The 26077-nt window shown below is 37.5% G+C and carries 16 protein-coding genes, 1 rRNA gene and 1 other annotated feature (1 of these 18 running past the window's edge); of the genes, 13 read left to right on the top strand and 4 right to left on the bottom strand.

What is annotated here, in order from left to right:
- The 8 genes from acsn021_RS15570 to acsn021_RS15535 all read left to right on the top strand — a co-directional run.
- Window positions 1-932 (top strand): 23S ribosomal RNA (locus acsn021_RS15570); it begins 1982 nt to the left of the window's first position.
- A 292-nt stretch (window positions 933-1224) separates the two neighbouring features.
- Window positions 1225-2118 carry a chemotaxis protein gene (locus tag acsn021_RS15565; protein WP_184096104.1) on the top strand — a complete coding sequence of 298 codons (894 nt, stop codon included), beginning with the start codon at window positions 1225-1227 and terminating at the stop codon, window positions 2116-2118.
- Window positions 2119-2427: 309 nt separating this feature from the next.
- Window positions 2428-3900: a hypothetical protein gene (locus tag acsn021_RS15560; protein WP_184096106.1), complete on the top strand. Its 1473-nt coding sequence runs from the start codon at window positions 2428-2430 to the stop codon at window positions 3898-3900.
- Between the two features lie 361 nt (window positions 3901-4261).
- The gene (gene hisH, locus acsn021_RS15555) at window positions 4262-4867 is read left to right on the top strand and encodes an imidazole glycerol phosphate synthase subunit HisH (protein ID WP_184096115.1); all 606 of its coding nucleotides are present in this window, start codon (window positions 4262-4264) and stop codon (window positions 4865-4867) included.
- 12 nt (window positions 4868-4879) lie between these two features.
- The gene (gene hisF, locus acsn021_RS15550; protein ID WP_184096108.1) at window positions 4880-5641 is read left to right on the top strand and encodes an imidazole glycerol phosphate synthase subunit HisF; all 762 of its coding nucleotides are present in this window, start codon (window positions 4880-4882) and stop codon (window positions 5639-5641) included.
- Window positions 5642-5764: 123 nt separating this feature from the next.
- The gene (locus tag acsn021_RS15545; RefSeq protein ID WP_184096109.1) at window positions 5765-6673 is read left to right on the top strand and encodes a LysR family transcriptional regulator; all 909 of its coding nucleotides are present in this window, start codon (window positions 5765-5767) and stop codon (window positions 6671-6673) included.
- A gap of 275 nt (window positions 6674-6948) precedes the next feature.
- Window positions 6949-8061, top strand: coding sequence for a 5-methyltetrahydropteroyltriglutamate--homocysteine S-methyltransferase (locus tag acsn021_RS15540; RefSeq protein WP_184096111.1), 1113 nt, complete (start codon window positions 6949-6951; stop codon window positions 8059-8061).
- Between the two features lie 640 nt (window positions 8062-8701).
- Entirely contained in the window at window positions 8702-9379 is a 678-nt protein-coding gene (locus acsn021_RS15535) for a uracil-DNA glycosylase (RefSeq protein WP_184096113.1), read from the top strand.
- 191 nt (window positions 9380-9570) lie between these two features.
- On the opposite strand, the gene acsn021_RS15530 is transcribed toward acsn021_RS15535, so the two are convergent.
- Together acsn021_RS15530 and acsn021_RS15525 are read right to left on the bottom strand one after the other, a co-directional pair.
- A complete protein-coding gene (locus acsn021_RS15530) occupies window positions 9571-10512 on the bottom strand; it encodes a DDE-type integrase/transposase/recombinase (protein WP_185264903.1) in 942 nt (313 codons plus the stop codon).
- Window positions 10513-10729: 217 nt separating this feature from the next.
- The gene (locus acsn021_RS15525) at window positions 10730-12106 is read right to left on the bottom strand and encodes an ISNCY family transposase (protein WP_185265013.1); all 1377 of its coding nucleotides are present in this window, start codon (window positions 12104-12106) and stop codon (window positions 10730-10732) included.
- Between the two features lie 267 nt (window positions 12107-12373).
- Window positions 12374-12631, top strand: a binding site (T-box leader).
- 482 nt (window positions 12632-13113) lie between these two features.
- Here acsn021_RS15525 and tyrS point away from each other — a divergent pair.
- From tyrS to acsn021_RS15510, 3 genes are all read left to right on the top strand, one after another.
- Window positions 13114-14325 (top strand): tyrosine--tRNA ligase, encoded by a 1212-nt coding sequence (tyrS, locus tag acsn021_RS15520; protein WP_184095862.1) that lies wholly within the window; start codon window positions 13114-13116, stop codon window positions 14323-14325.
- Between the two features lie 185 nt (window positions 14326-14510).
- Window positions 14511-17960, top strand: a complete 3450-nt coding sequence (locus acsn021_RS15515) for a discoidin domain-containing protein (RefSeq protein ID WP_184095860.1) — start codon at window positions 14511-14513, stop codon at window positions 17958-17960.
- 132 nt (window positions 17961-18092) lie between these two features.
- On the top strand, window positions 18093-18578 hold the full coding sequence (locus acsn021_RS15510; protein ID WP_243182300.1) for an NUDIX hydrolase: 486 nt from the start codon (window positions 18093-18095) through the stop codon (window positions 18576-18578).
- Window positions 18579-18694: 116 nt separating this feature from the next.
- Here the strand turns inward: acsn021_RS15510 and acsn021_RS15505 are convergent, their stop codons facing one another.
- A complete protein-coding gene (locus acsn021_RS15505) occupies window positions 18695-22951 on the bottom strand; it encodes a 2-hydroxyacyl-CoA dehydratase (RefSeq protein WP_207725204.1) in 4257 nt (1418 codons plus the stop codon).
- A gap of 512 nt (window positions 22952-23463) precedes the next feature.
- On the opposite strand from acsn021_RS15505, the gene acsn021_RS15500 reads away from it, so the two are divergent.
- Window positions 23464-23784 (top strand): LysM peptidoglycan-binding domain-containing protein, encoded by a 321-nt coding sequence (locus acsn021_RS15500; RefSeq protein WP_184095858.1) that lies wholly within the window; start codon window positions 23464-23466, stop codon window positions 23782-23784.
- 171 nt (window positions 23785-23955) lie between these two features.
- On the opposite strand, the gene acsn021_RS15495 is transcribed toward acsn021_RS15500, so the two are convergent.
- Window positions 23956-24987: a GDSL-type esterase/lipase family protein gene (locus acsn021_RS15495; RefSeq protein WP_184095856.1), complete on the bottom strand. Its 1032-nt coding sequence runs from the start codon at window positions 24985-24987 to the stop codon at window positions 23956-23958.
- 481 nt (window positions 24988-25468) lie between these two features.
- On the opposite strand from acsn021_RS15495, the gene acsn021_RS15490 reads away from it, so the two are divergent.
- Window positions 25469-26074: a hypothetical protein gene (locus acsn021_RS15490; RefSeq protein WP_184095854.1), complete on the top strand. Its 606-nt coding sequence runs from the start codon at window positions 25469-25471 to the stop codon at window positions 26072-26074.
- Window positions 26075-26077 lie beyond the last annotated feature (3 nt).

Genomic DNA, 26077 nt, shown 5'->3' with positions numbered 1-26077 from the left:
ACGAAAGGCGTAATGATTTGGGCACTGTCTCGACAATGCACCCGGTGAAATTGAAATACCAGTGAAGATGCTGGTTACCTGCGCCAGGACGGAAAGACCCCATGGAGCTTTACTCTAGCTTGATACTGGGATTCGGTATTGCATGTACAGGATAGGTGGGAGGCTGTGAAGTGGTGACGCTAGTTGCCATGGAGCCGTTGTTGGGATACCACCCTTGCAGTATTGGATTTCTAACATGTGCCCATGATCTGGGCAGTGGACAATGTCAGGTGGGGAGTTTGACTGGGGCGGTCGCCTCCGAAAGGGTATCGGAGGCGCTCAAAGGTCTTCTCAGAATGGTTGGAAACCATTCGCAGAGTGCAAAGGCATAAGAAGGCTTGACTGCGACACCGACGGGTGGAGCAGGTACGAAAGTAGGACTTAGTGATCCGGTGGTATAAAGTGGGATTGCCATCGCTCAACGGATAAAAGCTACCCTGGGGATAACAGGCTTATCACTCCCAAGAGTTCACATCGACGGAGTGGTTTGGCACCTCGATGTCGGCTCATCGCATCCTGGGGCTGTAGTAGGTCCCAAGGGTTGGGCTGTTCGCCCATTAAAGCGGTACGCGAGCTGGGTTCAGAACGTCGTGAGACAGTTCGGTCCCTATCCGGCGCGGGCGTAGGATATTTGAAAGGAGCTGACCTTAGTACGAGAGGACCGGGTTGGACGAACCGCTGGTGTATCGGTTGTACTACCAAGTGCACGGCCGAGTAGCCAAGTTTGGAAGGGATAAACGCTGAAGGCATCTAAGCGTGAAGCCCCCCTTAAGATAAGATATCCCATGCGAAAGCAGTAAGACCCCTTGAAGACGACAAGGTGGATAGGTTAGAGGTGGAAGTGTGGTAACACATGTAGCTGACTAATACTAATAGGTCGAGGGCTTGACCTAAAGATAAGGTTGAATATAAGGTGACTTATAGAAAGCTTTATTAGGTAATGTTCATAAATAGCAATGGTGTTTAATGTGATAGTTAAGTCATAGGATGAGGAATTCTATATGTTATATATAATGAAAAGACCCAGATAGTCAAAATTGATTTATTTGGGTCTTTTTTATGTCGAAAAATATAATAAGTTTGAATTTTTTGCAAATTTATAATATAATATGTAATAAGTAGAATTAAAAAAAGTATTATCATACATAAATGAGGACAACACAAAGCTAAACGGAGGATAAGATTATGAATGATACAGGTGTTTTATTGGAAAGCGGTACGAATGAATTAGAAATATTAGAGTTTAAAATTGGAAATAATCACTATGGTATCAATGTAGCTAAAGTTCGGGAAATATTACCCTATCAGAAACCAACCCCAATACCAAATGCCCATTCTGGTATTGAGGGAATCTTCATGCCTAGAGATATTATCATAACAGTTGTAAATCTTGCAAAATGTTTGAATGTTCCGGATAGTGAAGTGGTAACAACGGATATGAATATTATTACGAATTTTAATAAATTGAATGTTGCTTTTCATGTGCATGGAGTAGTAGGAATTCATCGTTTTTCCTGGGAAGACATCAATAAGCCGGATGAAACTATTAATAATATAGCGACAGGGATTGTAAAATTAGATGGAAAACTTATCATTGTTTTAGATTTTGAAAAAATAATAGCTGATATTAGTCCAGAGACAGGATTGCGTGTATCAGACATGAACCATCTACATGATAGAAAGCGTAATGATAAGCCAATATTAATTGCTGAAGATTCACCAATGTTAAGTAGTATGATATTGGAATGTTTACATAAAGCCGGATATAACAATATTAGAGCTTGTAGCAATGGACAGGAAGCTTGGGAACTATTGAGAGGATACAAGTCTAATAATGAAATAGATAAAAGAGTGAGTTGCGTTATAACAGATATAGAGATGCCACAAATGGACGGACATCATTTAACAAAACTTATTAAGACGGATTCTGAGTTAAAACATTTACCAGTTATTATTTTTTCATCTCTAATTAATGATGAGATGATGCGTAAAGGTGAATCCATTGGTGCAGATGCACAAATTACGAAGCCTGAGATTGGAAATTTGGTCAGTATTATTGACCAATGTATTTTATCATAGTCTTATATGCCCAGAGACAAATGTCGAAATTTATGGTAATTTTGAGGAGTGGAATATAATATATTCTTGATGATAATTATAGAAAATGCAACGCTACATAACCATAAAGAGACATAAGGAGTCGACGATAAACAAACTATGAAAACAATCTCCGTTTCTCAAGAGATACTAAGTTCAAAAGAATAAGTTTATCATAATACTAATTTTGATTTTAATGATTCTAAATCTGATAATATTTTGTATAATACGAATAAACTAATGACATGAATGGGAATGCGGAAGAAAATATTAGGAAGCAGGATGTAAAAATTGAGAGAAGAAAAAGATAAAGCACAAATGGGTGATAATGATATTTTTGATAGTTCAGAAGATGTATTAGCCATGTTAAAAAATATGTCATCAGAAGAGACTTCCGGTTCAAGTACGGTAGAAGAGGAGGATGATTATTTTACCCAGTTTGACCAGGAATCAGATATGGATGACACAGACGAAGATTTATTGGCTTTGTTAGACATGATATCTGCACAAGATGAAAGCAGCAGTACAGAGGAAGATGAAAGCATCTTATATAGACCAGAGGATACACCTAAGGCGAGGGCCGCTAGGGTTGAGACGGACAGTGATGAGGTTCATGACGATGTCATGGCTATTAATGATATGCTTGCGAATGGTTCAGAAGACTTTATATCTAATTCTACTATTGATAAGGCAGCAAGAAAAAGTACGTCAAGTGAAGTAGCCGATATGGGAGATTTATTTTCTGACGTGTTAAGTGCAGTAGATACCTTGGAGGACAAGTCAGAGACTAATGAGCTAAAAGGTGGTTCAAGAGATATATTTAGGGAATTGGAACAGGAGAACTTACCCAAAAGCAAAAATGCAGAAAAAGAAAGAAAAGGTTTTTTTCAAAAGCTATTTAGTAAAAAAGATGGGCAGAAATCAGAAGATACGACTACAGACAAGATCAAGAAAAAAACCGCTGTTAAGGAAAGTAAGAAAGCAGTAAAAAAATCTGTGAAAGCAGTATCGAAAAAACAAACGAGACAAGAAGAAGAGGATGAAGAAGATAAAGCTGCAAGAATAAAAAAAGAAGCCGCATTAAAGAAAAAAGCAGAAATGAAAGCAGCTAATAAAGAAAAAGCGGATCAGAAGAAAGCAGCAAAGCAACAGATAAGGAAAAATAAAGCGGAGATTAGAAAAGAAAAGCAGAATCTGAAGAAAGAAAAGACAGCTGAACTTGACAGACAATATGCAGCAGAAAATCCCCCTGTTAAATTAAATAAATTAGCTGTGATATTTGTTATGACTTTTTTTATACTAGTTGGTGGTACAGTAATATTAGGTACGAATGCATACTCTTATTCCTTAGGAATTAAGAATGCAAACTTTAATTTTAGCAGAAAGAGGTATGCTGAGGCGTATAATCAAATTTATGGGCTTGATATCCGTAAAGCGGATCAGGAAACCTATGATAAGATTATGACAGTGATGTATGTTTATAAACAACTTAATTCTTATTATAATTATTATCAAATGGATGAATACCCAAAAGCCTTAGACTCCCTGTTAAAAGGACTGGATCGCTATGATAAATACAAGGAACGTGCTACAGAATTAGGTATCAATGCTGATTTAAATTATGTGAAAGAGCAGATTTCGAAAGAGTTAAAGGATTCCTTTCATCTCACAGAGAAAGAGATTGCTGATTTAAGGCAAAAAGATAATTTTGAAGAATACAGTTTTAAAGTAATTAATACGGCTTTAGAAAAAATGAAAGAATAATCTATAATACATATGTAAAAGGGCAGTTGTAGTCAACTGTCTTTTTAAGTACTCAAAATTTTCAATGTAAATGCAACTTCCTGCTGACATTTTCAGAAATATGTAGTATAGTATTTAGAATAAGAAACTTATTAGTGAAAATTTGTTATAGAGTATTCGCCAAATAATTTGAACCAGCAGATGATAAGTAAATTTAAGTCAATGCATGGTTAATAGATAGATATAAATAAAAAAGTTGGGAATTGATTTTACAAAGGACAAAATGATAGTAATCTACCAGTTATTATATCTTATAGGATGATTTATACCTATATACTTTAATACGGTATAAGAATAAAGGAAGAAAGGTTTGGTACAAGTTATGATTGCAATTATTGATTATGATGCAGGGAATTTAAGGAGTGTGGAAAAAGCATTACACCATTTGGGACAGGATACTATAATAACCAGGAATCGAGAGGAACTTTTAAACGCTGATAAGATAATACTTCCTGGAGTTGGTGCCTTTGGTGTTGCAATGGATAAATTAAATCATTATAACTTAGTAGAAACCATTCAGGAAGCCGCAGAATCAGGAATACCATTTCTAGGAATATGTCTAGGCCTACAACTTATGTTCGAAAGTAGTGAAGAGAGTAAGGGGGTTAAGGGACTTGGTCTTTTACAGGGCAAAATAGTCCGTATTCCGGATTGTGAAGGATTAAAGATACCTCATATCGGCTGGAATTCCCTTACCATTAATCCAAAGGCGAAATTATTTCAAGGTATTGATAATAATGCCTATGTTTATTTTGTACATTCCTTTTATCTAGAGGCAAGTAATAAGGAAGAAGTGGCTGCAACTACCCATTATAGCACTCTAATAGACGCATCTGCTGAGAAAGGCAATGTGTTTGGGTGTCAATTTCATCCTGAAAAGAGCGGTGAAGTAGGCTTAAAAATATTACAGAATTTTGCAGAGCTTTAGGAGGAAAAAAGTATGTTTACGAAAAGAATTATTCCATGTCTGGATGTGCATAACGGCCGTGTTGTTAAAGGAATTAATTTTGTTAATTTAAGAGATGCAGGAGATCCGGTTGAGGTAGGTGCGGCTTATGACAAGGCAGGAGCAGACGAGCTGGTATTTTTAGATATTACGGCATCCTCTGATGCCAGAACTATAAAGCTTGATATGGTCAGAAGGGTTGCGGAAACAGTTTTTATCCCTTTTACTGTAGGTGGAGGTATTCGAACCATCGAAGATTTTAAATTAATTCTTAGAGAAGGTGCGGATAAAATTGCTGTAAATACGGCTGCAATTCTGAATCCTGATTTAATAGCAGAAGCAGCTGATAAGTTCGGGAGTCAATGTGTAGTGGTTGCCATAGACGCCAAAAGAAGAGAGGACGGTTCTGGGTGGAATATCTATAAAAACGGTGGTCGTGTAGATATGGGAATTGATGCGGTAGAATGGGCTATAAAAGCAAACCGGCTAGGAGCAGGGGAAATTCTATTAACCAGTATGGATTGTGACGGTACGAAGGATGGGTATGATATTGAACTAACAAAAAGCATATCCGATAATGTCTCCATTCCGGTGATTGCTTCCGGAGGAGCGGGCAAAATGGAGCATTTTTATGATGCCTTGACGGAAGGTAAAGCAGATGCAGTTCTTGCGGCCTCCCTATTCCATTATAAAGAGATGGAGATATATGATTTAAAGAGGTATTTAAGTGAGAAAGGTATTTGTGTCAGACTATAGTATCCAGTTAGGATATCTGGAGTGTGACTGCTGATTTATTTTTAGAAATCAAATACAAAGTAATTTATAAGGTGATAGAAGCAGCTATAAGATATATAAACTATATCCAGAAGGGATACTCTCATGACTTTACAGCAGTTAAAATATGTGATAACAGTTGCAGAAAAAGGGACCATAAGTGAAGCTGCAAAAGAATTGTTTATATCTCAGCCAAGTCTTACAAATGCTATCAAAGAACTGGAAAACGAAATGCAGCTCACTATCTTTAATCGAACCAATAAAGGGATTGTTGTATCAAATGCAGGAGACGAGTTTTTAGCCTATGCCAGACAGGTTATCGAGCAGGCAAGCCTTTTGGAGGAAAAATTTTTGAATGTGAAAAAACAAAGCCCCAGGTTCTCTGTTTCTGCTCAGCATTATTCATTTGCGGTAAATGCCTTTGTGGATGTGATTCGTGAATTTGGCGGTAGTCAATATGACTTCACACTTAGGGAAACGCAAACCTATGAAATTATTGAAGATGTTAGCCGTCTGAAAAGTGAGATTGGGATTTTGTATACATCCTCCAAAAATAAAGAAATAATAATAAAACTCATAAAGCAAAACAGTCTGGAATTTGAGGAACTCTTTATAGCAAAACCACATGTATTTATCAGTTCCAGACATCCGCTTGCTAATAAGAAATTCATTACTTTGGAGGAATTAGAAGATTATCCCTATCTTTCTTTTGAACAGGGCGAATATAACTCCTTTTACTTTTCAGAAGAGATTCTTAGTACAGTAGATCGCAATAAGAATATAAAAGTAAGAGACCGGGCAACGTTATTTAATCTCGCAGTGGGATTAAACGGTTATACTGTCAGTACAGGAGTTATAAGCAAAGAGCTAAATGGAGAGAATATTATAGCAAGACCCCTCAAGGTAGAGGAAGTAATGCGTGTTGGAACGATAAAGCAGAAAAATATGTCTCTTACCAGATATGGAAGAGCATATATGGAAGCGTTGAGAGAACATATAGCGGAATACCTTTAGAGAGGGTTTCAGAATATGGGTTTGATATAGTTTAAAACTATGTCAAACCCATATTTATATGTATTTTCCTTTCTAATGAAAATAACTTATACTACTAATCAACAGGTAATACAAAATATACGATGTAATGTAAATATCTATAAGGTATCGTAGAAAGTAAAAAAAGAAATCAAGTTGTCAATTACAAGACTGTTAATTTATGTGTGGAAGCAAGCCAACCTTTCAACTTATGGGTTCGCAATTGGCTAATAGAAAAGAATAAGGAGAATAATAGTATGAGTAAAAATGCACCGTTTAAATTTGATATAGTGGGAAGTTTTTTAAGACCTTCGTATTTAAAAAAGGCCAGAAGTGAATATGCAGAGGGGAAAATTAATAATGCGGCATTAATGGAAGTTGAAGACAGAGCTATAACAGAATTAATTGCAAAGCAGAAAGAAATCGGACTTCCCGTTATTACGGATGGAGAATTTAGAAGAAGTTCCTGGCATCTTGATTTTATGTGGGCATTTCAGGGTGTAGGGCATGAAAAGACTAAGACCGGTATCCCTTTCCATGGAGAACCTGCCTTGATTGATGATACCTTCCTCACAGGTAAGATATCAGTAGACCATCATCCGTTTGCAGACCACTTTAAATTCGTAAAACAATTTGAAGACGAGAATACAGTGGCACGTCAGACGATACCTGCACCGGCGCAGTTCTTTTTTCAAATGATTACACCTGATAATCTGGAAAGAACCAAAGCAATCTATCCTACGGAAGAAGCGTTAATTCTTGACATTGCCAATGGTTATAAGAAGGTAATCAAGGAGCTATATGCAGCAGGCTGTAGAAATATTCAGTTCGATGATTGCACCTGGGGTGTGTGTGTTGATTCCAATGCCCGCTTTATTTTGGGAACGGATGAAGAGGGATTACAACAGGTAATAGATAAACTAATTCGTATCAATAATCTTGCTATTGAGGATAAACCAGAGGATTTGGTTATCAACACTCATATCTGTCGTGGTAATTTTCACTCCACCTGGGCTTGCCAGGGTGGTTATGACCGTGTGGCAAAAGACCTTTTTGCGAGGGAAAATGTAAATGCCTTTTATCTGGAATTTGATGATGAACGCTCCGGTGACTTTGAACCCCTTCAATATGTCAGTGGGAATAAGAAGGTTGTATTAGGACTAATCACGACAAAGTCTCCGGTTCTTGAAGAAAAGGAGTATATCATAAAACGTATCCGGGAAGCCGAAAAGTACATTCCATTAGAACGCTTATGCTTAAGTCCTCAGTGTGGATTTGCATCTACGGAGGAAGGGAATAAGCTTACGGAAGAAGAACAATGGGCAAAACTGAAATTGGTTAGAGAGATTGCAGAAGAAATATGGAAGTAAAAAGCATTCGTAGTATTATAATTTTACATCCTGATTTATGCATGCCGAAGCTGTAAGCAGGTCTGTCATGCATGGAAAAACTAAGATTCAATTAATATAGAAAGTGAATAAGACTTGAGTAATAGCTGAGTGTCCTTTATGGTTGGGACACTCATTTTTTTGATATTTATTATAAGCTTTCTGGATAAACAACAAAGGATTCCTGAGATATAGATACATGATAATATGAATCTATATAAATTTAGAATCAACCTATTGAATAGGTCACCTAGGAAGCTGTTTTCAGGTATACTTAAGTTGGTAATTAAGAGAAAATTATAAAATATACTAAAAAAATCAATAATTATTTTATAAGAATATGCAGAAGCACATACAGCCTGCTCTGCATGGGAAAATACGCTGGCATACCGGAAAGGCATGCTTGATTGTGCAGAATTGTTGCGGGAATTATTTTTCAGTAAGTAATTTTATAACATAAAAGTAATTTCCATATAATTCATTATTACTTAAAGAAATCACATCAAATCGGTAGTATTGTTAAGGAAGAAAGCGGAAATTCTATGGAATAAGATGAATTTTCTCGAAAAGTATGTTATAATGTCTAAAATATATTTTTTATGATATCTAGGAGTGAACAACAATGGGCATGATACAAAACGACTGGCTGGATTCCTTACGGGATGAGTTTAATAAAACGTACTATAAAGAACTATATGCATTTATAAAAGAGGAATACTCAAAAACTGTGGTATATCCCCCGGCTGATGATATATTCAACGCCTTTCATTTTACACCTTTAAGTAAAGTGAAAGTACTATTGTTGGGACAAGACCCATACCACAATGAGCACCAGGCGCACGGGATGAGTTTTTCTGTATTACCGGAGCAATCGGACATTCCGCCATCACTGCAAAATATATATAAAGAACTTAAAGAAGATATGAATTGTTATATTCCGAACAATGGTTATCTTAAAAAATGGGCTGACCAGGGGGTATTGTTATTAAATACTGTTCTGACGGTTCGTGCACATCAGGCGAATTCCCATCAGGGTAGAGGTTGGGAGCAGTTTACCGATGCTGTAATACAGGCTATTAATGCCCAGGATAGACCGATTGTGTATTTCTTATGGGGAAGACCGGCACAGATGAAAAAATCCATGTTAACAAATCCTAAGCACTTAATATTAACCGCACCTCATCCAAGTCCTTTATCTGCTTATCGTGGATTTTTCGGCTCTAAACATTTTAGTCAGGCGAATGAATTTTTAAAGGCTAATGGAAGTGAACCCATTGACTGGCAGATTGATAATATTTAATTGGAGATTGGATTAAGATAGAAAGAGGTAATCTATATCTTGTTTTTGGTTATCATTGAGAGGATTCAACTTTTCTTTAATTATAAAAAGGTATTGAAAGGAAAAAGTTGAGGACAAGGATAGTAATAATTAGTCATTCAGTAATAAATTTTCATAATCATTCAGAAAATAATTTACTTATTGTTGGTTTGTCAAACATATGTTACACCATACTTCAAGAAATTAATGAGAGTAGTTCTAGGAGATTTCCAGCCTAGAGGTCTCATCGGAAAGTTGTTATAATCCCTTCGGTTATATATATTTAGCTGTTTTGAAAAGTCATCAAAAGAAAAGAAACTATGTGTAGCATAAAAACGTTCATTGTCCTTGCGATGGCTACGCTCCACTTTCCCATTATGCCTTGGTGTAAATGGACGGATTAGTTTATGTCTTATCCCTAAGGATTGTAACTTCTTTTCAAACAGGGAAGGATTTAGCTTGTGGCTACCAAATCTTTTTGTAAATTCAAATCCATTATCTGTTTGAATACACTCAATAGGCATAGGAAAGGCATTAACTAGATGTTCCAGGAATTGAGTAGAAGTATAGGTACTGGATTCATTAAAAGCTTCTACAAAACGAAATCTGGAGTACTCATCAATTGCAGTATATTGATAGAATTTCTGGTCTTTTGCATCACCGACAATACAAGCCGCCGGAACGTGCTTTACGTCGACTTGAACGCGCTGTCCGGGGTACTTCATCTGCTCATAAGGTTTTGGAATATATTTAGGGTTAGCTGGCTTGATAGCCATTAGTTTTCCTTTTCTAAGAAAGCGGTATAAACCAGGGATAGATCTTTTATATCCACGTTGCATAAGTTTCACCCAGAAAACAACAAGGCCTTCGTGTGGATTACGTCGCCGCATATCATGAATAAGTTTTATTTCAGCTTCAGAATGTTGGTTTGGGTGTGAATGAGGTCTACGGGATAGCTCTCGTAAAGACTCGATAGAGCCATCAAAGCGGCGTTTCCAGCGGTAAATGTATTGCCGGTTGGTTTTGTACTTGATAGCAGCCTTGGTTACACCAAATTTCTCAGCATATTTAATTAATGATAGACGATATCTCATATCCTGTGTTATACTAGCCATGCGGAAACGCTCCTTTGTTAATGTTTTTGTTGTGGTGACTAAAATATAACACAAAAGAGACGGTTCCGTATTTTATTTTTCTTTTATTTGTAACACATGTATTGTAATCCTACAAATCATTCAGAAAATAATTTACTTATCTTCTGTCAAGCATTTTTGAGAATGTCCTAATAAATTTTAAACATTAGCACCAGCTGTGGCTGGTGCTTTTATCTATTTAAGCAGGGACTTCATCATTCCAGTGGTGTTCCTGCATTTTAACAAAACGCCAGAATTCTTGCCTTCTCCAAGGATGATGCATCCCTGGTATCTTCCGCTTTATTGTTTTATTCTGCGACAGCGTAAGATCAAAGTTTTTTGATATTTTCTCATGTGACGGAATTGCTTCTAGCGCATAAATACTCTCATCTATACAACAGTATTTATTACCGTCAAATGCTTCTATTACCATTGCCTTTGTCCCCTTATAAAAGTGTACCTGATGCCCGTTCTTATCAAGTGTCTTAAAATACTTATTTTTAAACTTCAAACAGTGTCCATTATCTATCTTTCTTTCTGTAAGAACAGAAAGAACAAGATTTATTTCTTCTAAAACGGGTTGCTTTTCAAAGACAGATTTGATAAGATTGGTCTCTAGAGCAAACTTGGCATTGTATTCTTTTATGTAGGAGTTTAAGAATGCATTTGCTTCGCTAAGTGTGTTTATGCCTGCCAGGCGTAATTCGACTGGTAGGCGAGATTGTAAGGTTTGGAACAATCGTTCCACTCGACCTTTTGCTTGTGGTATACTGCTGGTCTTGATTTCAACACCTAGCTGTTTACAAGCATAAGCGAATTGTGTGTATGTGTCCTCTTCGATAGAAGGGGCGTTTTTTTGTTTATATTCAAAAACTGTACGGTTATCGGTAAAAAATAAATAGGGAATACCATACTCAGTAAGTACTTGATGAAACACATTGTAGTATCCTTTTAAAGTTTCTTGTTCATCAAAGTAAGCACCGACAATAGTACCAGTTGCATCATCGACAGCGATGTGAAGCTGAGTTTTCGTATCACCGAACCACAAGTGGATCGAAGCATCCATTTGAAGCATTTCGCCAAAATAAGCACATCTAGGACGTCTGGAATGTGCATCCTCGATTGCAACGATATTGGATTGCAACTCTGCTAGTATCTTTTTAGATTTAGTTTGTGTTTTCAAATGTTTAAGTTTTAGTTTGGTTTTTCTTTTTTTTGATCGGGTAGCTTTTGGAGAAAGAATATATTCTTTTTCTAAAATAGAGTTCAATGTAGATACAGAAATAGAAATTCCCTCATACTTCTCTAGAAGCTCGATACAATGAGTAAAATTCGTATCGAAGTACTTACTACGATATAAATCTAGGACAGTTTGCTTGGTTTCTTTTGAAAGAGCATGAGCAGGAGTCCGACCTCTGTTTCCATGTATAAAAAAGGATTTACCATCACGTTTATATCCTGCAATCATTCTATTGATATGTCTTTCGGTGCAACCGATCTTCAAGGCAGCATTCTTTTTATTTCCGTTTGTGTCTACTAACTTCTTTATTACTTCATAACGTTTTTCTTCATTCATAGTCAACTTGACCTTTCTCATAATGTCTCCTCATCTGTAAGTCATGAGGATATAGTGTAACATGGATTACTCATTTGGGACATAATCACTTGTGGTTACTTAAGACATTATCAAAAATGGTTCAGACATTCAGAAAATAATTTACTTATCTTCTTGACAGATTTCTTCAAAGGCACTATAATAGCTTTAATTTAAAGCTGTAAAGTTAGGATTCGGTAATTGCTGATTTTAATGAATACATTTGCTTTAATGAAATTAAATATGACCTTAAAGGCTACGATAAGAATAAGTAGTAATGAGTAATCCATACAGAAAGTTACCGGTTGATGAGAGGTGCATGGCAGGCTGATTATGAATACCTCTTTGAGCTGCACACCGAACGTTTTCAAGTAGGCTGTGACGTATCCTGCACACGTTATAGTGCTAGAGTATAACCCATGACATATGGAGTACTTGAAGAGGTAAGCAATGTGAATTGTTTATTAACTTAAGGTGGTAACACGAGATTACACTCTCGTCCTTTTGATAGGACGGGAGTTTTTTTGTTTTGTAGGTTATCCAAAACAAAAATCTTTATTTACCAAGAACACTCTGCAAGCTTGTGCACACTTGCGGTAATTCTATCTAACATTTCACAGTTTTAACTATCCTCCAAGTCAATGTCAATTGCAGTATATTTTATGGTACAACAGAATAATAGAATTTTTACGAATTCTCTGTACAATCACGCCCTTATAAGGATGACATTTATGTCATTTAAAGTCTATTGAAATGGTAGACACTAAGTATTATTGCGTGGATTCAAACAGGAAGGTATTTAAAAGAGAGGATGCTAAAGAGCTTCTTCCTCTCATAGTGGCGCAGTATCGCATATAAAAAGCAAATTTAATTAAAAATTGTAGATTGTGAAAAAGCTTAATACGCACTATGAGGCATAGAAGGAAAGCATCCTGATTTGTGAGTGTGCAAGTGAAGAGAGTCATTAGAGCACACAGATTGGAGCTAGTATGAAAAGCGTTAAAGAGCAGATGGATATTATTTTAAAAGGTGTAGACACAGTAGTCAGCAGAGAGAATTTAGAAAAGAAGTTACAACGTTCTGTTAAAGAAGGAAAGCCTTTGACCATAAAACTGGGTCTTGACCCAAGCGCACCGGATATTCACTTAGGTCATGCCGTGGTACTTCGCAAGATAAAACAGATGCAGGATTTAGGACATAGAGCAGTGATTGTTATAGGTGATTTCACCGGCAAAATAGGTGATCCTACGGGTAAATCCAAAGGAAGAAATGCTTTATCCGAGGAACAGGTGAAAGAGAATGCCAAAACCTATACAGATCAGATATTTGAGATTCTAGATGAAAGCAAAACGGAAGTCTGTTTTAACAGTGAGTGGCTAAGTAAGCTAAGATTTGATGATGTGCTCCGTTTGGCCTCAACAACTACGGTTGCTCGTATGTTAGAGAGGGATGATTTTCAGAAAAGATACAGAAGCAATGCACCGATTGGAATGCACGAGTTTTTTTATCCACTAATGCAGGCATACGATTCTATAGCCTTAAAGGCTGACATTGAACTTGGCGGAACAGACCAAACCTTCAATATATTAATGGGAAGACACCTGCAAAAGAGTATGGAAGAAGAACAGCAGGTAGCACTGTTCATGCCAATCTTGGAAGGACTTGATGGTGTGGAGAAGATGAGTAAAAGTCTTGGTAATTATATCGGCGTCCATGAGCCTGCGCAGGTAATGTTTAAGAAAGTTATGGAAGTGCCTGATAATCTTATTATCAAATACTATGAACTAACTACCGACATGCACCCGGATGAAATTAGGGGTATTCAAGAAGAGTTGCAGGATGGAAAGAACCCCAGAGATGTAAAATACGAGCTGGCGCAGGTGATTACAGAACTTTATCATACAAAGGAAGAAGTTGCAGAAGCGATGGATTTTTATGAAGCAGCCTTTCAAAAAAAATCTATACCATATAATATACCTGAATTTGTTATAGATTGGGAGAAGGATACTCTTAGCGATGTAATTCCACTTCTAGTTCAGGCAGGGCAAGTAAAAAGTGGCAGTGAGTTTCGAAGATTGCTTTTAGGAGGTGGCGTACAGCTCAATCAGGAACGTTTAAACCTTGAGGATTTGGAGAGGGTGCTTGTGTGCCAAGATGTTTTAAAGATAGGCAAGAAGATATTTTTAAGAATTATTAAATAAATGCCTTAAATACTTTGATGAGTAAAAAGTAAGAATTTTGACATGTATTTGTAATCCGATGGTCTAAATGAAGAGGTTATAATGAAAATATAAATTAGTTTATAATTTACTATAATCTTAATCCTAATGGTGCTATACTTGTATTGACAACATATTACAACATAGTATAGAACTGGAGGGCGTTAATGAAAATGAATTGGGAGTATTCACTGCATGGTGCCTGGAATTTTACTCTGGGCAGTGAAGAAGCTTTTGGGAGAACAGAAATCGAGAATAGGGGAAAAATGGATTCTGAGACGATTCAGAATATAAAGAGTAAGGGGCATTTTATAGATACAACAGAGTCTAGGCTGTCCGTTGATACGATTGATTTCATAGATACGATTCAGATACCTGGTATTTTACAAGCCCAGGGTTATGGTGAGGATGTTACGGAACACACACCTTGGATTTCCAGCCTCCACGATAAGTTGTGGTATGAACGGGAGGAATATAAAACAGAAGGAAAAGCCATTCATATTCCTTTCTTAAGTCAACCTCCAAAGCATTATTTGGGTAAAGCCTGGTATCAGAAGACGTTTGCAATACCGGAGAATATAGGGGATTGTATCTTTTATCTTGAGCTTGAATGTGTAAAATGGAAGACCTCTCTGTGGCTGGATGCTGCGTATATAGGCTCCGAAACAGCATTGTGTACGTCCCATATTTACTGTCTTGGTGCTTTAGAAGCAGGAGAACATACCATTGTACTATGCGTGGATAATAGTTTACAGTATCCTTACCGCCCGGACGGCCATATGGTTTCGGATGCCCTTGGTGCCACCTGGAATGGCATTGCAGGGAAAGTATCCGTGAAAGCCGTTCCTATGGTGCATATGGAGAACATTCAGGTTTATCCCAATGTGGAAACCAAAACGGTACTTGTTTTACTGTCTATAAGTAACCATACAGGTCTTAAACAGACGGTACAATTTCAAATAAATAATACCTCTAAAACGGTTGATATAGAGGAATCTGAGCAGATGGTTACCGTGAATATTGAGTATCCTCAGGAGACGGCATGCTGGGATGAATATTCTCCGGTTTTACATAGAATTCGGGCAATTCTAAAACTGGGTGAACAAATACAGGAGGAAGAAGTAACCTTTGGATTTCGTAAGATTGAGACAAAGGAAGGGAGATTCTACCTGAATAATCGTCCTGCTTTTTTTCGAGGAACTCATAGCGGTGGTGATTTTCCACTAACCGGATACCCTTCTACAGAAGTTTATGAATGGAAAAAAATTATACGTACCTGTAAGGAGTGGGGGCTAAACTATATTCGTTTTCATTCTTTTTGTCCTCCTAAAGCAGCTTTTGTGGCAGCAGATGAAGAGGGGCTTTATCTACAGGTGGAATGCGGTATGTGGAATCATTTCTACGAAGGCTGTAACATGAATGAGGTATTATGGGAGGAAACAAAACGGATCATTAAGCAGTTTGGAAATCATCCTTCCTTTGTTATGCTCTCTCCAAGTAATGAGCCTGGTGGGGACTGGTACAAACCGTTAAGGAATTGGGTGAAACAATGTAAAGAAATTGATAGCAGACGAGTGTATACTGCACAATCTGGCTGGCCTTATCCAGTTACACCGGATAAAATTGAAGGAATGGACTATGTGTACTTTCATCGCTCCGGTTTTGGAATCCAACCGGGTGGTACTATCCGTAACAGTCAGGGCTGGCACGGGAAGGATTATCGTTTATCTGTGGAAGGAATTCAATATCCGGTTGTATCCCATGAATTAGGACAATGGTGTTCTTATCCAGATTTTGAGTTGATTGATAAATTCACGGGATATTTAAAACCCGGAAATTTTATTGCTTTTAGAGAAAGTGCCAGAAGGCAGGGGGTATTATCACAGAATAAAGAATTTGCACATTTGTCAGGCAAGCTCAAAGTACAGCTTTATAAAGAAGAAATCGAAGCAACCTTTCGAACCCCTCATCTCTACGGGTTTGAGTTGTTAGAGCTGCATGATTATATTGGTCAGGGTACTGCTTTAGTCGGAATGCTTGATCCTTTCTGGGAGGAAAAAAGTTTTGTTACTGCGAATGAATTCAAAGGCTTTTGTCAGGAAACCGTACCATTACTGCGTCTCCCAAAAAGGATTTATAAACAGCATGAAACACTAAAGTGTCTCCTGGAATTTTGCCATTTCGGAAAAGAGGAGATAAAAGATGCAATTATTTACTGGGAAGTACTAAATGCTGAAGGTAATACAGTTATAAATGGAGTGTTTTCTGGTTTTGATATACCGTTATGCAAAAATTATGAAATCGGAGAAGTGGAAGTAAACCTTCAGGACTTACCTGCTCCGGCAGAATATGAAATAGTTGTGGGTATTAAAGATACAACTGTAAGAAACAGTTGGCGTATCTGGTTGTATGAAGCACCTGCGAATGCCAAAGATTTAGAAGAGGAAGCAGCAAATAAGGTTACATACACCCGTTCTCTAAAGGTGGCATTACAGGCTTTAGAAGACGGAAGAAGAGTAATCTATTCGCCCCTGCCGGAGCACCATAGGCTTGATTCTCCACCAGTATCTGTCAGACCCTCTTTTTGGAATTCACAAATGGGTCCCACTTACAGTAGAGGTATGGGACTGGTTATTCGCAAAGACCACCCGGCTCTTGCTCTATTTCCAACCAGAGAATATCAGGAGTGGCAGTGGGAAGAAATTATACAGGGAGCAAATGGTTTGAATCTTTCAGACTTTCCGGCAGAACTTATGCCTATCGTACAGCCAATTGATGAATATACCCGTAATTACCGCCTGGGTATGATTTTAGAAGGTAAGGTTTTAAAGGGTTCGCTGCTGATTGTTACAGCCGATTTAGATAAGGATATAGATAACAGACCTGTCGCTGGATTATTAAAACAATCCTTATTGGCTTATGCTGCCTCAGATGCATTCTTACCAGAGGTTCAAATAGAGGAGGAAGTACTTATAAAGGCGTTTTTTCCAAGAAATATTATGGCTAATTGTAAGACACAGGTCAGAGTGTTAACGGATTCTTGTGGTACAGGTACAGAAAACTTTCATAAAGATGATGAAATAAAAGACGATATCATATCCATCATTGATGGGAATCCCAATACCTTTTATACCTCGGAAAAACTTTCATATCCTTTTACTTTGGAACTCTCACCTGAGAAGGAATTAACAATCAAAGGGCTTCTCTATATGGCAAGACAAAATGAAAGAGAGCACAAGGGTGATATTAAGGGCTGCCGTATACAAGCTTTTATCGATGGAGACTGGCAAGTAGTTTATGATGGAAATCTGGTTTCTTCCTATGCACCCATAGAGATTCTATTTTCTAAGGAAGTAACAACAGATAAGGTACGATTTACCGGTTTGTATGGTTTTTCTGCTGAAAATATACCTGTATTTACAAAGAACAAAGAAGGATGGTACCTACAGTATAAAGACTATGCAGATACCACTGCTGCTATAGCAGAACTTTTATTTATTCCGGCTGGCAGTAGTATTGACTATCTTGATGAAGCAGCCAAAACCTTGCAAAAGTCTGAGAAACTAAAAAGTAAAGAAGAATTTGGCAAAAGTGCAACCAAAGAGATTGAGTATTAAAATAAACTTCTCTTAAAAGCAAAAAATAGTAAAAGGGAGTAGAAAATTATCTACTATTTTCATATGTTGAATGGAAGCAGGTGAGCCAAGTCTCGTGAATGGACGAAGTATAAAATTTAAGGAGATTAAATTGTGAGAACATTTCCAACTCATATTGTTACAGCAGCTGGAGTTGTTGTAAAGAATAAGAAAGATATTTTAATGGTCAGGACACACCGCGGTGGTTGGGTATTCCCCGGAGGTCAGGTGGAAGTAGGTGAAAATCTGATACAGGCAGTTATCCGTGAAGTAAAAGAGGAAAGTAACATTGATATTACTGTAGGTAAACTTTTCTCGGTATCCTCCAATACGGGAACTTATGAGGGGTATAACGGTTATGGCATGGTACCTACTAAGGTAATGTTTGATTTTATCTGTGAATATGCAGGCGGAGATTTGTCCATTTCTGAAGAAACTTCAGAAACCGCATGGATTCCAAGGGAAAAGGTTATAGATATGATTACCTCACCTGCTGTAAAGACAAGGTTTCAGGCTTATTTGAGATTTGATGGAAGTGTAAAATATTATGAGTACATTGTCCGCCCGGAATTTATGATGAAAGAAGAAAGAAATATCTAAGCGGAATGCACACAAGGAATAGTGTATGCAATACTCTTGGCTAAAAAGGATGTGGGTTATTCCACCCACATCCTTTACATTTAAATAGGTAAGTTAAAACCTGAGTAGAGTTATTGTTATTTTGTTTTGTCAGTTTCCATATTCTTTACAGCGGTTGCAAGCATCAACTTAATTCGGTTTAGCTGGTTAACTTCACTTGCACCGGGGTCATAGTCTACAGCTACAATATTTGATTTCGGATACTGCAACCGTAATTCTTTAATAACGCCTTTACCAACGATATGGTTTGGCAGGCAGGCAAATGGCTGAGCACACACGATATTTTCAACCCCGGAATGGATTAATTCAATCATTTCTCCGGTCAGAAACCAGCCTTCTCCCGTCTGATTACCAACAGATACGATAGGAGAAGCATATTCAGCTAATTTTCTTACATGTACCGGTGGTTCAAAACGCTTGCTCTTTTCAAAAGCGAGTCTAGCTTCTTTTCTGCAATATTCAATCACTTCAATTAAGATATTATTAATTGTTGCAGTAGATTTCTTAAAGCCTAAGAATTCAGCCTTAAAATTAGCGTTATAGAAAGAATACATAAAGAAATCAATTAAATCAGGCATTACAGCCTCTGCACCTTCGGCTTCTAAAAGGTCTACCAAAAAGTTATTTGCAGAAGGAAGGAATTTTACTAAAATCTCGCCAACAATACCTACGCGGGGTTTTTTTATGTCTAAAAGCGGAAGATTATCAAAATCCTCAATGATTCCACGTATATTACGCTTAAATTCTTTCCACTTACCCGTTTCTACTGATTTTTTGCAAATTTCATTCCACTTTTGATGCAGCTCATTGGCTGAACCAGGTACGGCTTCGTATGGTCTTGTGCGGTAAAGAACTCTCATAAATACATCACCGTATACTAAAGACTGAATTGCAGCAACTAACAGCTTTGGTGAAAATTTCATACCGGGATTTTTTTCTAATCCGGAAGCACTTAAGGAGACCACTGGAATATGAGACATTCCTGCTTTTTCTAAAGCACGTCGTATAAAATTTATATAGTTGGTAGCACGGCAGCCACCACCGGTCTGCGTTATCATCACGGCCACTTTATTAATATCATATTTGCCGGATAATAAGGCATCCATTATCTGACCTACAACCATTAGTGATGGATAGCAGGCATCGTTATTAACATATTTAAGACCTATATCCACGGCATTCCGATTGTCGTTGCCAAGAACCTCTACATTATACCCGTTAGCTCTTAGACCAGATTGTAAAATATCAAAATGAATGGGTGACATCTGGGGGGCAAGCAGAGTGTATTCTTTACGCATTTCTTCTGTAAATACTACTCTATGGTGAGCATTGGACACAACAGTTGCTTTCGCCAGATGTTTGTGTTCCCTGTCTTTTACGGCTGACAATAAGGAACGGACTCGGATTCTGGCAGCACCTAAATTATTTACTTCATCGATTTTAAGGACGGTATAAACTTTTCCTGATTTAGTTAATATATCGTGTACCATGTCTGTAGTTACCGCGTCCAGACCGCAGCCAAAGGAATTTAATTGTATTAATTCAAGATTCGGCATGGTCTTTACATGAGAAGCAGCAGCATATAGTCTGGAATGGTACATCCACTGGTCAACAACTACTAACGGTCGGTCGATAGCTCCTAAGTGGGAGATACTGTCCTCAGTAAGAACAGCTACACCATACGAATTAATTAATTCCGGTATACCATGATTGATTTCAGGATCTACGTGATAGGGGCGTCCGGCAAGAACGATACCTTTGCGTCCGGTTTCCCGAAGATAAGCAATGGTTTCTTCCCCTTTCTTACGGAGCTCTTCTCTTTCTGCTTCCATTTCGATCCACGCTTTGTGGACGGCGGTTTTTACTTCTTTGTCATTAATACCGGCAAGATCTTTCATTATCTTTATCAGGCGTTTTCCGATTATTTCTTCAGTTTCAAAAGAAAGAAAGGGGTTCTGGTAATTAATCTTACCATCCCGAAGTTCTTCCACATTATTTTTAATATTTTCACTGTAGGAAGCAACAATAGGGCAGTTATAGTGGTTATTAGCACCAGCTACTTCTTTTCTTTCATAAGGAATGCTTGGATAAAAGATAAAATCAATGCCTTCCTTAATCAGCCACATTATATGACCGTGAGCCAATTTAGCAGGATAACATTCGGATTCACTTGGAATGGATTCGATGCCCATTTCATATATCTTTCTGGTAGATTCCGGTGAAAGGATTACCCGGTAGCCAAGTTCTGTAAAGAAGGTAAACCAGAAAGGATAATTCTCATACATATTTAATACTCTTGGTATACCTACCGTTCCACGAGGAGCTTTTTCCATCGGCAGCGGCTCATAGGAGAAGAGTCTCTTAAGTTTATATTCAAATAAATTTGGAATATTGTCTTTGTTTTTAACTTTTCCAAGACCTCTTTCACAGCGGTTTCCACTGATAAATTTTCTATCCCCATTGAAACGATTGATAGTAAGCCTACAGTTATTGGTACACAGTCTGCATCTGGACATGGAAGATTCGACTTGCAGGTTATTGATGTCATCAATGGAAAGCATGGTTGTAGCTGTGCCATCATAATGCTCTCTAGCTATTAAAGCGGCACCGAAGGCTCCCATAATTCCGGCAATATCAGGCCTTGTTACTTCACATCCGGCAAGACGCTCAAAGCTTCGAAGAACGGCTTCGTTATAGAAGGTACCTCCCTGTACAACAATGTGCTCACCTAAGTCCTTAGGGTCTGTGATTTTAATAACTTTATAGATGGCATTTTTAATAACACTGTAAGCTAAACCGGCAGAGATATCAGCTACTTCAGCACCTTCTTTTTGTGCCTGCTTAACCTTAGAATTCATAAATACCGTACATCTGGAGCCTAAATCAACCGGATTCTTAGCAAAAAGTGCAACATTAGCAAAATCAGCCACCTCATAGTTTAAGGATTTTGCAAAGGTTTCAATAAAGGAACCACAGCCGGCAGAGCAAGCTTCATTTAGCATAACACTATCTACAGTACTATTTTTTATTTTAATGCATTTCATATCCTGACCGCCAATGTCTAAGATACAGTCAACCTTGGGATCAAAAAAGGCAGCAGCATAGTAATGGGCAACGGTTTCTACTTCGCCCTCATCAAGCATAAGTGCAGCTTTTATTAAAGCTTCCCCATAACCGGTAGAGCAGGAGCGTACAATTCTTACTTTTTCCGGTAAGATGGAATAGATTTCCTTTATAGATTTTAAGGCCGTTTTTAAGGGGCTTCCATTATTACTGCTGTAAAAGGAATACAATAAGGAACCGTCTGTTCCCACTAATGCAACTTTAGTCGTTGTAGAACCGGCATCTATACCTAAGAAACAATCACCTTCATATGTACTTAAATCGCCTTTTACAACGGAATGTCTGGAGTGTCTTTCTTTAAACTGGGCGTAGTCGTCATCCGTTGAGAATAATGGTGTCATACGTGAGACTTCAAAATCCATGGTGATGCCGATCGTAAGTTTTTTACTTAATTCCTCTAATGAGGTTAGAGACTCGCCTTTACTGTTCATGGCAGCACCGGTTGCTGCAAAGATATGGGAATGCGCAGGTGCAATAATCTGTCCCTCTGTTAAAGTGAGAGTACGAATAAAGGCTTCCTTAAGCTCTGTTAAAAAGTGGAGAGGACCGCCTAAAAAGGCTACATTTCCACGAATAGGCTTTCCACAGGCAAGACCGCTGATGGTCTGGTTAACTACAGCCTGAAAGATGGATGCGGAAAGGTCAGGTTTTGTAGCACCTTCGTTAATTAATGGCTGGATATCAGATTTGGCAAATACCCCGCAACGAGCTGCAATCGGATAGATAGCCTTGTATTCCTTTGCGTATTCATTTAAACCGGAGGCATCTGTTTTTAACAGGGTTGCCATCTGGTCAATAAAAGAACCTGTACCGCCGGCGCAGATGCCGTTCATACGCTGTTCAATACCATTGGTAAAATAAATGATTTTGGCATCTTCACCGCCAAGCTCTATGGCTACATCTGTGTGAGGGGCAAAGTCCTGTAAAGAGGTCGATACAGCAACTACCTCCTGTACAAAAGGAACGCCTAAGTGTTTAGAGATGGTTAAGCCGCCTGAACCTGTTATCATAGGTGCTACTGAAAGATTTCCTAGAGCATTTCTGGCATTGTCTAATAACTTAGCCAGTGTCTCCTGAATGTTGGCATAATGCCGTTCATATTCGGAATATAGTAGTTCGTTGTCTTGGCTTAAGACCGCTATTTTAACAGTGGTAGATCCGATGTCTATACCTAAGGTGCCTTGTTTGTTATTTATAGTTAAATTATTCAATTTGTTACCTCCCTGCTTTGTAAAACGTCAATTCTCCTATATATATAAATCCAGTTTTGGTTTGTCAGCGAATTGTAGTGATGAGGGCGCCTGAAAACGCATTGTTTCATTCTAAGTGCTTTAGACATGCCCTTAATGATTGTCAAAAATTGTTACACTGATTATATATATGCTAAAATATTCATGAAATGACCTTTTGTGAGCAATTTGTGTAGGAATGAAATCAATATCATGTAGTATTATACGACAATTGTCAAGTAAGTTCAACAAAAGAATTTTGTTATAAAACCGCGAAAAGTTGCTAAATTGCTAATAGTTTTGGTGTTTTGTACTTGGTTTGTCGTTGTACGCAGGGTATTATGCATATACTATATATAGTTTCTAAATTATTTATTGGAACAACTGTAATAGAAGCAGAATATAATATAAGGAGCGAAAAAAAAGCAAAGTGGTAGCTGCTATCATTGGCTTTTAGAAAGTTGGGGCAAATGAATTTTGGTGAATATACTTGTATGAATTATGCTATTAGACAAGGGGATACCTTATATGGCATCAGCCGTGATTATAATGTACCGCTTCCCCTGATTTTAAGGCTGAATCCATTTATGGACATATATAATTTACAAGTAGGTGATGAGATTTGTATTCCTGTACAGCAACAGGCAGCAGAAGTGGGTAATGTGATTTCTTATACAGTAGAAGAGCAGGATAGCTTACAATCTATATTGGATAAATTTGGAATCGGTCTGGATGATTTGTTAGAATATAACGGCCTAAACGAGGTTATGCTTATGCCTGGCACAACTATTCAGGTACCAAGCTATGATGTATAGTGTGAAACTAATAATTAATTTCACACCCTGATGTTAAGGCAGTACAAAACTTGAAGGTAATCCAACATGCAATGGGAGCTAGTTTGGTGTTGATAAAAACTGCCTTAAGCTATATCTATTAGAGGTACAGCTTAAGGCAGTTTTTAAAAAATAGGAGACAGTGTGTGAAAGTCAGGACAAGTTTAGAATTTCTCTCAGCTTACCAACCAGACGTTCCCCGTCCTTTTGATGTGTCAACAAAGAAGGATGACCCGATGCCATTCCGTCTAGTTCTACATTATGGAAAGGAAGCTCATAGGTGTATAATTTATCAAGTCCATTCGCCCGTGCCTCTGCAACAGCCGTCTCAATGAAAGAAAAAGCATTTGTACATAGAGTACCGCAAATACAAAGTATGGTACTATCCGGTGCATATGATTTTAAGAATTTTAAGAAGGTAACATAGTTATGAAGAAAGCCCTCTTGTACCTCTTTATTGAGTAAATGACCGGAATCGTTCGTACCCAGATTAATAACAAAGATATCAGGTATAAAATCTTTGAAATCATACAATGCTTCTTCATCTACAAAATAGTTGGTATAAGGATATACTTTTGGAAGAATGCCCTCCCTGTCTCCATCATACTTGGTGTAGATGCCAAAACCGGATACTGCGGTGTATCTGGCATTCAGGTTCAACTCCTTAGCGGCATAGGCGGCATAGGTTTTCATACCGTCCTCATCACGTATATGATATTCCGAATCAGGATCTCCATAAACACCATAACCACAGGTAATGGAATCACCAATAAATTCAATCTTTAGCCGATTGTCCGTTTGAACAGGCAGCGGTATAAGCTCCCCTCCTTCTATATGAATAGAAATTAATTTTGCATAAGACATACCAGCTTCTGTTATTTTAATTAGCGTAATTTTGTGTACTGCTTCATCATTAAGGTCTGCAAGGCGGTATTCTTTGCTTTCTTCATGGAGTACAAGTAAAGTTTCTTCCTGCTCTTTGTTATCCAGAAAGATTTTGAGTCTTGCCTCATTCTCCTCCCCATTGTTCTTTGTATCAATACAGGCGGTGATTACCGCTGTCTCTTTTGTGGCTTTTACATAAAACTCCACTTGTGAATTGGTATACCCAAGAATAGCGGCATTATCTTTTTTTAAGATACGTCCGCTGTATTTAAAAAAGTTTTGATTTAGTATATCTATCATGCTATCTGCCTATCACATAAGGTGATATGCCACCGAAGGAGTTAAAAGAGTATGGTGGCTTCCTTCCCTTTTTATTTCTTTCAACTCTCATTCATAATACATATTGAATAAAATACCTGTTTACGGAGGTGTTACTACTATTGAGTAAAGTACTATTTCATTTATCTTATTTATAAGTGATATGCAGTATTTATGCAATGGAATATATTATTGCTTTTTTGTTCGATTTCATTTTTCTAATTTCTTTACTTTTGTACACGTGAAGATACTTTTCATATCTGACTAAAGTCCTATAGTAACAATTTACAAATTATGAAATAATTAGAATTATAATCCAATTTTCGATAAAAATATACATAATACGTAATTAAAATATGCTTTATGACAGAGACTTGCTATATATGATAAGAGGTTAAAAATTGTAAGAGTTAATGGAGTTTTTGTACCGGAACGAAAGCACCAACAAGAAAGGAGTATGTCCATGCCATTTATTGATGAAGAAATAGCCAGGATGGTTCAAAAGGAGCGAAAAAGAGAACGAGAGAAGGAGGAAAAAGATAGGCGATTAGAGGAAGATGCGTCTATACACACGGAGGATATTGCAGAGGGAATAAAAAGCGGTGCTTGTACTATATTTGACAGAACTTATTTATTTCAAAAGTATACGATTCTTGAGGATCGAGTGTCCCTCTATCTTCCAAGTGAAGAGCTTGAAATACGCATAAATGAAAAGAGTGCCTTTCAATCCTTAAATATGGAAATGGGTTTTAGCAGCAACATTGTGTTGTCAGACATTATGGAGGCGTTTGAACCATTATCTGTGTATAAAGATAACATGGAAAAAAATCTAAAGCCTTCCGGCTTTCATTTTAACTGGTTGGAAGAGGGGAGTATATTAAGCGGTGGCAGACAGGTGCTTTATCTTGATTTTCTTAATGTTACTGGTTTAGGAAGCGTTCATAACAGTATTTGGTTTATTATGACGCCTTATGGCAGGATGCAGTGTACCCTAAATTATGACCATGGAGATGATAAATACTGGAAACATATGATGCGGGCACTTATGAAGCTGATTGAAATAAAATAAGGG

Origin of the sequence: Anaerocolumna cellulosilytica, from assembly GCF_014218335.1 — a bacterium.
Classification (GTDB): domain Bacteria; phylum Bacillota; class Clostridia; order Lachnospirales; family Lachnospiraceae; genus Anaerocolumna; species Anaerocolumna cellulosilytica.
The sequence above is the reverse complement of the archived record's forward strand: the minus strand, read 5'-3'. Positions and strand labels throughout refer to the sequence as shown.